This is a genomic window from Kineococcus indalonis, assembly GCF_009906395.1.
GTDB classification, from domain to species: Bacteria; Actinomycetota; Actinomycetes; order Actinomycetales; family Kineococcaceae; genus Kineococcus; species Kineococcus indalonis.
Genome location: NZ_JAAALM010000135.1, coordinates 1 through 8,641, shown reverse-complemented (window position 1 = coordinate 8,641; position 8,641 = coordinate 1). Strand labels below are relative to the sequence as shown.

Annotated in this window: 8 protein-coding genes and 1 riboswitch; of the genes, 5 read left to right on the top strand and 3 right to left on the bottom strand. The window is 76.8% G+C overall.

The genetic code is table 11. The features are described 5' to 3' along the window. The coding region (locus GTR00_RS08945; RefSeq protein ID WP_166611278.1) for a sulfite exporter TauE/SafE family protein at positions 1-885 on the bottom strand (885 nt) is incomplete at its 3' end. Between the two features lie 33 nt (positions 886-918). Beyond that, a riboswitch (SAM riboswitch) is annotated at positions 919-1,034 on the bottom strand. A 274-nt stretch (positions 1,035-1,308) separates the two neighbouring features. Here GTR00_RS08945 and GTR00_RS08940 point away from each other — a divergent pair. The 5 genes from GTR00_RS08940 to cobA are packed head-to-tail and all read left to right on the top strand — an operon-like array spanning position 1,309 to position 7,652. Then, the gene (locus tag GTR00_RS08940; protein ID WP_166611277.1) at positions 1,309-3,051 is read left to right on the top strand and encodes a nitrite/sulfite reductase; all 1,743 of its coding nucleotides are present in this window, start codon (positions 1,309-1,311) and stop codon (positions 3,049-3,051) included. Next, positions 3,048-3,788 (top strand): phosphoadenylyl-sulfate reductase, encoded by a 741-nt coding sequence (locus GTR00_RS08935; protein WP_166611276.1) that lies wholly within the window; start codon positions 3,048-3,050, stop codon positions 3,786-3,788. Before GTR00_RS08940 ends, GTR00_RS08935 begins: the two co-directional genes overlap by 4 nt. A 20-nt stretch (positions 3,789-3,808) precedes the next feature. After that, entirely contained in the window at positions 3,809-4,744 is a 936-nt protein-coding gene (gene cysD / locus GTR00_RS08930; RefSeq protein WP_166611280.1) for a sulfate adenylyltransferase subunit CysD, read from the top strand. Then, the gene (locus GTR00_RS08925; RefSeq protein ID WP_166611275.1) at positions 4,744-6,441 is read left to right on the top strand and encodes a GTP-binding protein; all 1,698 of its coding nucleotides are present in this window, start codon (positions 4,744-4,746) and stop codon (positions 6,439-6,441) included. The genes cysD and GTR00_RS08925 overlap by 1 nt, the downstream gene beginning before the upstream one ends. After that, complete coding sequence (gene cobA, locus GTR00_RS08920) at positions 6,441-7,652, top strand: uroporphyrinogen-III C-methyltransferase (protein WP_166611279.1); 1,212 nt, start codon at positions 6,441-6,443, stop codon at positions 7,650-7,652. Before GTR00_RS08925 ends, cobA begins: the two co-directional genes overlap by 1 nt. On the opposite strand, the gene GTR00_RS24930 is transcribed toward cobA, so the two are convergent. Both GTR00_RS24930 and GTR00_RS08915 read right to left on the bottom strand, forming a co-directional pair. Further along, positions 7,630-7,764: a hypothetical protein gene (locus GTR00_RS24930; RefSeq protein ID WP_276610079.1), complete on the bottom strand. Its 135-nt coding sequence runs from the start codon at positions 7,762-7,764 to the stop codon at positions 7,630-7,632. The two genes, cobA and GTR00_RS24930, sit on opposite strands and share 23 nt — an antisense overlap. A 100-nt stretch (positions 7,765-7,864) precedes the next feature. After that, positions 7,865-8,641: sulfurtransferase (locus GTR00_RS08915; protein WP_166611274.1), on the bottom strand; the 777-nt coding region annotated here is incomplete at its 5' end.

Genomic DNA, 8,641 nt, shown 5'->3' with positions numbered 1-8,641 from the left:
GTCCTCGGCGGCGGGGGTTCCGGTGCGGCGGCGGTGCCGGCGCACCGAGTGCGCGACGGCCGCGCCGCCGAGGACGAGGACCACCGCGTACACCGCCCAGCGCACCGGGTCCGCGGCGTCGACCGCGTCGCTGCGCAGCAGCGTGCGCGCGTTGGTCAGGACGATGACGACGCCCACGGCGGTGCCGAGCACGTGCGGCGGCAGGTGGCGCACCAGCCACGCCGCGATCGGGGCGGCCACCAGGCCACCGGCCAGCAGCGCCAGGACCCAGGACCACGCGATGCCCTGCGAGCCCAGGCCCACCAGGAAGCCCAGGCTGGCGGCGACCGCGACGAGGAACTCGCTGGTGTCGACGGAGCCGATGACCTTGCGCGGTTCCAGCCGGCCCGAGGCCAGCAGCGCCGGGGTGCCCACCGGGCCCCAGCCGCCGCCGCCGGTGGCGTCGACGAAACCGGCGAACAGGCCCAGCGGCGCCAGGAAGCGCCGGCGCAGCGGCCGGTGCAGGGAGCGCTCGTCGAAGCGGACCACGGCCGAGCGCAGCAGCACGTACCCGCCCAGGGCGAGCAGCAGCACGCTGATCAGCGGCGCGGCCACGTCCGTGGGCAGGGAGGACAGCACCGTGGCGCCGGCGAAGGCGCCCACCGCGCCGGGCACGCCCACGCGCACCACGACGCGCCAGTCGACGTTGCCGAAGCGCCAGTGCGCGGCGCCGGAGGCCAGCGTGGTGCCGATCTCGGCCAGGTGGACGGTGGCCGAGGCCGCCGCCGGGTTCGCCCCGATGAGCAGCAGCAGGCTGGTGGAGGTGACGCCGTAGGCCATCCCCAGCGAGCCGTCGACGAGCTGGGCCAGCAGCCCGACGACGGCCAGCAGAACGATCTTGTGCACGAGAGTCCGTCCCCGGTGCCCGTGGACCCGCAGGGTCCGCGCTTGCCGTCCACCGGTCGGCGGACGGCCAGGTCCTCACCCGGAGCACCCCGCCGCGGAGGGAGGGTTGCCGACCAGCGAGCCGGGGCTTGGCGCTGGTACTCGTGACCGCTCCCGACGTTACGGGCGCGCACGGTGCGCGGTCAACACGTTCGCCGGGACACCGCCCGCGGCGCGCGGGACCGGGCGAGCGTGTTGGACCAGGGCCGCACGTGCCCTACCGTGGTCGCGTGGTCCAACCCTCTGCCGTGCGCCTGGTCTCGCGCCGGTACGTCGACCTCATGCGGGTGCAGAGCGCGTACTGCTGCCGCCGCGCACCCGCCGCCCGCCGCACCAGCTGAGGGTCCTCCTCGCGAGGAGAACCCCTCTCCCCCGTGAGGTCCCATGACGCCCGACGCCGTTCCCGTCCCCACCGAGCAGGCCGCCCGGCCGGCCGCCCCCGCGCCCCGGCGCACTCCGCGGCCCGCCCGCGCCGGCGGCGACGGCCAGTGGCGCGTGGACGGCACGGCGCCGCTGAACCACAACGAGGAGTTCAAGGCCGCCGACGGCGGCCTGAACGTCCGCGAGCGGATCGAGCAGGTGTACGCCGAGGGCGGTTTCTCCTCCATCGCCCCCGACGACCTCAACGGCCGCTTCCGCTGGTGGGGCCTGTACACGCAGCGACGGCCGGGCATCGACGGCGGGCGCACCGCGCAGCTGACGGCCCAGGAGCTGTCCGACGAGTTCTTCATGCTGCGCGTGCGCATCGACGGCGGCGCGCTGACCACCGAGCAGCTGCGGGTGGTGGGCGAGGTGTCCACCCTGTTCGGCCGCGACAGCGCCGACATCACCGACCGGCAGAACGTGCAGCTGCACTGGGTGCGCGTGGAGGACGTCCCGGAGATCTGGCGCAGGCTGGAGGCCGTGGGCCTGCAGACCACCGAGGCGTGCGGCGACACCCCGCGCGTGGTGCTGGGCAGCCCCGTCGCCGGCATCGCGCGCGACGAGGTGGTCGACCCCACCCCCGTGATCGAGGAGATCGTCGAGCGGTTCATCGGCGACCCGGAGCTGGCGAACCTGCCGCGCAAGTTCAAGACCGCGGTCACCGGCCACCCCAGCCAGGACGTCGTCCACGAGATCAACGACATCTCCCTGCTCGGCGTGGTGCACCCCGAGCTGGGCCCGGGCTACGACGTGTGGGTCGGCGGGGGGCTGTCCACGAGCGCGCACCTGGCGCAGCGGCTCGGGGCGTTCGTGGCGCCCGAGGACGCCGCGGAGGTCTGGCACGGGGTGGTGCGGATCTTCCGCGACTACGGCTACCGCCGCCTGCGCAACAAGGCGCGCCTGAAGTACCTGGTGGCCGACTGGGGCGCCGAGAGGTTCCGGCAGGTGCTGGAGCAGGAGTACCTGGGCCGGGCCCTGCCCGACGGCCCGCCGCCGCCGGCCCCGGCCGGGCGCGGCGACCACGTGGGCGTGCACGAGCAGAAGGACGGCCGCCTCTACGTGGGCCTGGCGCCCACCGTGGGCCGGGTCAGCGGAACGCTGCTGCGCGAGCTGGCCGACGCCGTCGAGGCCGCCGGCTCGCGGCGGGTGCGGATGACCCCGCACCAGAAGGTCGTGGTCCTCGACGTCGAACCGGACCGCCTGCCGGCGCTGCTGGCGCGCGCGGAGGAGCTGGGCCTGACGGCGAACCCCTCGCCGTTCCGGCGCAACACCATCGCGTGCACCGGCCTGGAGTACTGCAAGCTGGCGATCGTGGAGACGAAGGCGACGTCGGCGCGAGCGGTCGACGAGCTGGAGCGCCGCCTGGCCGGCGTCGAGATCGACACCCCGATCACCCTGCACGTCAACGGCTGCCCGAACTCCTGCGCACGCGTGCAGACCGCCGACATCGGCCTGAAGGGCCAGCTCGTGCAGGACGAGCACGGCGAGCAGGTCCCCGGTTTCCAGGTGCACCTGGGCGGCGGGCTGGCCTCCGCCGACCGCGCCGAACCCGGCCTGGGCCGCACCGTGCGCGGCCTGAAGGTCACCGCCGACGGCCTGCCCGACTACGTCGAGCGCGTCGTGCGGCGCTACCTCGACACCCGCGAGCCGCGCGAGACGTTCGCGGCGTGGGCCCACCGCAGCGACGAGGAGGCTCTGCGATGAGCGAGACCACCACCACCGCCGCCACCGCGACCCCGCCCGGGCGCACCCGCTCCGCGCAGGAGCTGCGGGCGCTGGCCGAGCAGGGCGCGGCCCTGCTGGAGCACGCCGGCGCGCAGGAGGTCGCCGCCTGGGCGGCCGCCACGTTCCCCGGCACCCTGGCGGTGGCGTGCAGCATGGCCGACGCGGTCCTGCCGCACCTGGTCGCCCGGTGCGCGCCCGGCGTGGACGTGCTGTTCCTGGAGACCGGCTACCACTTCGCCGAGACGCGCGGCACCCGCGACGAGGTGGCCGCCACGATGCCCGTGCGGGTCGTGGACGTGCTGCCGCTGCGCACCGTGGCCGAGCAGGACGCCGAGCTCGGCGCCCGCCTGCACGAGCGCGACGCCGCCACCTGCTGCCGGCTGCGCAAGGTGGAACCCCTCGCCGCGGCGCTGGGCGGGTACGAGGCGTGGGTGACCGGGGTGCGCCGCGAGGAGGCGCCCACCCGCGCCGGCACGCCGCTGGTGCAGTTCGACGAGCGCCACGGCCTGGTCAAGCTCAACCCGCTGGCGGCGTGGACGTTCGACGAGCTCGTGGACTACGCCGCCGAGCACGCCGTCCCGGTGAACCCGCTGCTCACCAGCGGGTACCCGTCGATCGGCTGCGCGCCGTGCACCCGCCCGGTCGCCCCCGGCGAGGACCCGCGCGCGGGCCGCTGGGCCGGCACCGCCAAGACCGAGTGCGGGATCCACCTGTGAGCGCGCCGACCACGACCGCGCTGCCCCACGCGCGCGGCGCGGCCCCGGAGCCCGGCGCCGCGGCCGTGGACGACCTGCGGGCGCTGGAGGCGGAGTCCGTCCACGTCATCCGCGAGGTCGCCGCGGAGTTCGAGAACCCCGTGCTGCTGTTCTCCGGCGGCAAGGACTCCATCGTGCTGCTGCGCCTGGCGGAGAAGGCGTTCCGCCCCTCCCCCGTGCCGTTCCCCGTCCTGCACGTGGACACCGGCCACAACTTCGACGAGGTGCTGGAGTTCCGCGACCGCCGGGTGCGCGAGGGGGGCCTGCGGCTGCTCGTCGCCTCCGTGCAGGCCAGCATCGACGCGGGCCGGGTCCGCGAGGACGGCCCCGGCTCCTCCCGCAACCGGCTGCAGACCCGCACGCTGCTCGACGCCCTCGCCGAGGGCCGCTTCGACGCCGCGTTCGGCGGTGCGCGCCGCGACGAGGAGCGCGCCCGGGCCAAGGAGCGCGTCTTCAGCGTCCGCGACGCCGCCGGGCAGTGGGACCCGCGCCACCAGCGCCCCGAGCCGTGGTCGCTCTACAACGGGCGCATCCACCCCGGCGAGCAGGTCCGGGTGTTCCCGCTGAGCAACTGGACCGAGCTGGACGTGTGGCGCTACGTCGCGCTGGAGGAGCTGGACCTGCCGAGCATCTACTTCGCGCACGAGCGCGACGTCGTCGAGCGCGACGGGATGCTGCTGGCCGTCACCGACCTCACGCCCGCGCGGCCCGGCGAGCGCGTGCAGCGCCTGCGGGTGCGCTACCGCACCGTCGGGGACCTCACGGTCACCGGCGCCGTGCGCTCGGAGGCCACCGACGTGCAGGCGGTCCTCGCCGAGCTCGGCACCGCCACCGTGTCCGAGCGCGGGGCCACCCGCGCCGACGACCGGACCTCCGCCGCCGCGATGGAGGACCGCAAGCGCGAGGGGTACTTCTGATGCGGGAACTGCTGCGGATGTCCACCGCGGGCTCGGTCGACGACGGCAAGTCCACCCTCATCGGGCGGCTGCTGCTGGACACCGGCAGCCTGCCCACCGACCACCTCGCCGCCGTCGAGGGCCCCTCGGGCCCGGACCTGGCGGCGCTGTCGGACGGCCTGCGCGCCGAGCGCGAGCAGGGCATCACCATCGACGTGGCCTACCGGTTCTTCTCCACCGCCCGGCGCAACTACGTCCTGGCCGACACCCCCGGGCACGAGCGCTACACCCGCAACATGGTGACGGGCACCTCCAACGCCCACCTGGCGATGCTGCTGGTGGACGTGCGCGCCGGGGTGCTGGACCAGACGCGCCGGCACGCCCGCATCGCCACGATGCTCGGCGTGCCGCACCTGGTGGCCGCCGTGAACAAGATGGACCTCGTCGAGTTCGACCGGCGCCGCTTCACCGCCGTGCGCGCGGAGCTGGAGGAGGTCGCCGAGCGCCTCGGGGTGCGCCTGCTCGTCGTTCCGGTCGCCGCCAAGCACGGCGACAACGTCGCGCGCCGCTCGCAGCACACGCCCTGGTACGACGGGCCCACGCTGCTGGAGCACCTGGACTCCGTGGAGGTCCTGCCGCCCGACTTCGGCGTGGGGCGCCTGCGCCTGCCCGTGCAGTGGGTCTCCCGGCCCGTCGCCGGCCGGCGCCGCAGCTACACCGGCCGGCTGGCCGCCGGCGCGCTGCGCGCCGGCGACGAGGTGGTGGTGCTGCCCTCGGGCGCGCGCACGCGCATCAGCGCCCTGGACGCCCTGGACCCCGAGCGCGAGGTCGCGGTGGCGCCGCTGTCGGTGGCGGTGGAGCTGGCCGACGAGCTCGACGTCGGCCGTGGCGACGTCCTCGTGGCGCCGGGCGCGGAACCGGTGGTGACGCGCGAGCTGCGCGCGCAGCTGTGCTGGATGCACGCCGAGCCCCTCCTGCCGGGTCGCCGGCTGCTGCTGAAGCACACCACCCGCACCGTGCGCGCGGAGGTCACCGCCCTGCACGACCGGATGGACCCGCGCACCCTGGCGGAGCTGCCGTCCCCGGAGGCGCTGCAGCTCAACGACATCGGCGCGGTGACGCTGCGCACCGCCGTCGACCTGGTCGTCGAGCCGTACACCCGCAACCGGGACATGGGCGCCTTCGTCCTCGTCGACGAGCACACCCACGACACCGTCGCCGCCGGCGTGGTGCGCGAGGCCGCCGACCGGCGCGCGGCCGGCCGCGAGCGCGCCGGGGCCGGCTGGGTGCCCTCGGGCGCGCAGCGCCCGCACCTCGGCGCGGCGCTGTGGCTGGTGCCGGCGCCGGGCGCCCCGGCCCCGGCCGACGTGGCCGCGGCGGTGGAGGCCGCGCTGCTCGCGGCGGGCCGTCCCGCGTACGCCGTGCGCGAGGACAACCTGCGCGCCGGGCTGGACGCGGACCTGGCCGGCTCCGCCGCCGAGCGGGCCGAGGCGCAGCGCCGCAGCGCCCACGTGGCGCGCCTGTTCGCCGACGCGGGCGTGGTGGTCCTGCTGACGGCCGAGGGGGAGGCGACGGCCGCCGCCGCGGCCGCGGTGGTCGCGCAGGCCGGCCTGCGCGGGGAGGTGCTGACCCTGGCCGCCGGCGAGGACGTCGCCACCGCCGCGCGGCGCGTGCTGGGCGCGCTCGACACCGCTGCCGGGACCACCGGGACCGCGTGATGCACCCGCTGCACCTGGACCTGCGCGGCCGGCGGGTCCTCGTGGCCGGCGGTGGGCCCCTGGCCGCGGGCGGCGCGCGCGAGCTGGCCGACGCCGGCGCCGACGTCCTCGTCGTCGCGGACGCGCTGTGCGAGGAGCTGCGCGAGCTGCACGCCTCCGGCCGCGTGCGGCTGCGACGCGGCGGCGCCGGACCCGCGGACCTGGAGGGGGCCTGGCTCGTGCACGCCGCCACCGGCGACCGCGCCGGCGACGAGGCGCTGGGCGCGCTGGCCGAGCAGCGGCGGGTGTGGTGCGTGCGCCCCGCCGAGCCCGCGGCCGGCACCGCCGCGGCCCCGGCGGTCGTGCGCCGCGACGACGTGGTGGTGTCCGTGGGCGCCGGTGCCGACACCGCCCGCGCCCGGGCCCTGGCCGGCGCGCTGGGGCACCGGCTGGACTCCGGCGAGCTGCCGCTGCGCCGCCGGCGCCCGCGCGCGGGCCGGGTGGTCCTGGTGGGCGGCGGGCCCGGCGAGCCGGAGCTGCTGACCCTGCGCGGGCGCCGGCGCCTGGCCGAGGCCGACGTGGTCGTCGTGGACCGCCTGGCCCCCACCGGGGTGCTGGCCGAGCTGGACCCCGACGTGGAGGTCGTCGACGTCGGCAAGGCGGCGGGGAACCACCCGGTGCCGCAGGAGGAGATCAACCGCGTCCTGGTCGACGCGGCGCTGGCCGGGCGCACCGTGGTGCGCCTGAAGGGCGGCGACCCCTACGTGCTGGGCCGCGGCGGGGAGGAGGTGCTGGCCTGCCGCGAGGCCGGGGTGGAGGTGGAGGTCGTGCCCGGCGTCACCAGCGCCTTCGCGGTGCCCGCCGCCGCCGGCATCCCCGTCACCCACCGCGGCGCGGCGCGCTGCGTCACCGTGCTCTCCGGGCACGAGGACCTCGCCGGCGACGACCTGGAGGCGCTGGCGCGCCTGGACGGCACCCTGGTCGTCCTCATGGGCGTCTCCGCGCTGGAGCGGCTCAGCGCCGCGCTGGTGGCCGCCGGCCGCGACCCGCGCACCCCGGTGGCGGTCGTGGAGGACGGCTGGGGCGCGCGGCAGCGCACCACCACCGCGCCCCTGTCGGAGATCGCTGCGGTGGCCCGGGCGGCCGGCGTGCGCCCCCCGGCCGTCGTCGTGGTCGGCGAGGTGGTGGAGGCGCTGGGCGGTCCGGGCGTCAGCGGCGCCGCAGGCGCCTGAGCAGCCGGCGCACCAGGCGCAGCGGCGCCGCAGGGGCGGGGGCGCGCGGCGTGCGCGGGCGCACCTCCAGGACGTCCAGCACGTCGAGCGCGTGCTCGTCGGGACCCGCCACGGGCACCTCCTCGTGTCACCGGTCCGGCTGCGGTGCGGGGTCCGGGGGCCGCGAGGACCCCGGGACGCGCGCGGGGGCCGCGGCCCCCGCGCGCACGAGGTCAGCGGGTGCCGGGCTCCGGGCCGACGACGATGGGCGCGCGCACCGCGTTGCCCCACTCCGTCCAGGAGCCGTCGTAGTTGCGCACGTCCTGCAGCCCCAGCAGGTGGGTGAGCACGAACCAGGTGTGGCTGGAGCGCTCGCCGATGCGGCAGTAGGTGATGGTCTCGGTGGTGGGGGTCAGGCCGGCGCCGGCGAAGTAGATCTCCTCCAGGGCCGCACGGTCCTTGAAGGTGCCGTCCTCGGCGGCCGCCTTCGCCCACGGCACGCTGGCCGCGCCCGCGATGTGCCCGCCGCGCAGCGTGCCCTCCTGCGGGTAGTCGGGCATGTGGGTGCGCTCGCCGGTGTACTCCGGCGCCGAGCGCACGTCCACCAGGCCGCCGCGGTGCTCGCGCACGTCCGGGGCGAAGGCGCGCACGCGGCTGTCGTCGCGCTCGACCACCGGGTACTCGGTGCGCTCGCGCGCCGGCGCCTCGGTGGTCAGCTCGCGGCCCTCGGCCACCCACTTGGCGCGCCCGCCGTCCAGCAGGCGCACGTCCTCGTGGCCGAAGAGGGTGAACACCCACAGCGCGTACGCGGCCCACCAGTTGCTCTTGTCGCCGTAGAGCACCACGGTGTCCTCGCGGCGGATGCCCTTGCGGGAGAGCAGCTCCGCGAAGCCCGCCCCGTCGACGTAGTCGCGGGTGACGGGGTCGTTGAGCTCGGTGTGCCAGTCCACCTTCACCGAGCCGGGGACGTGGCCGGTGTCCCACAGCAGCACGTCCTCGTCGCTCTCCAC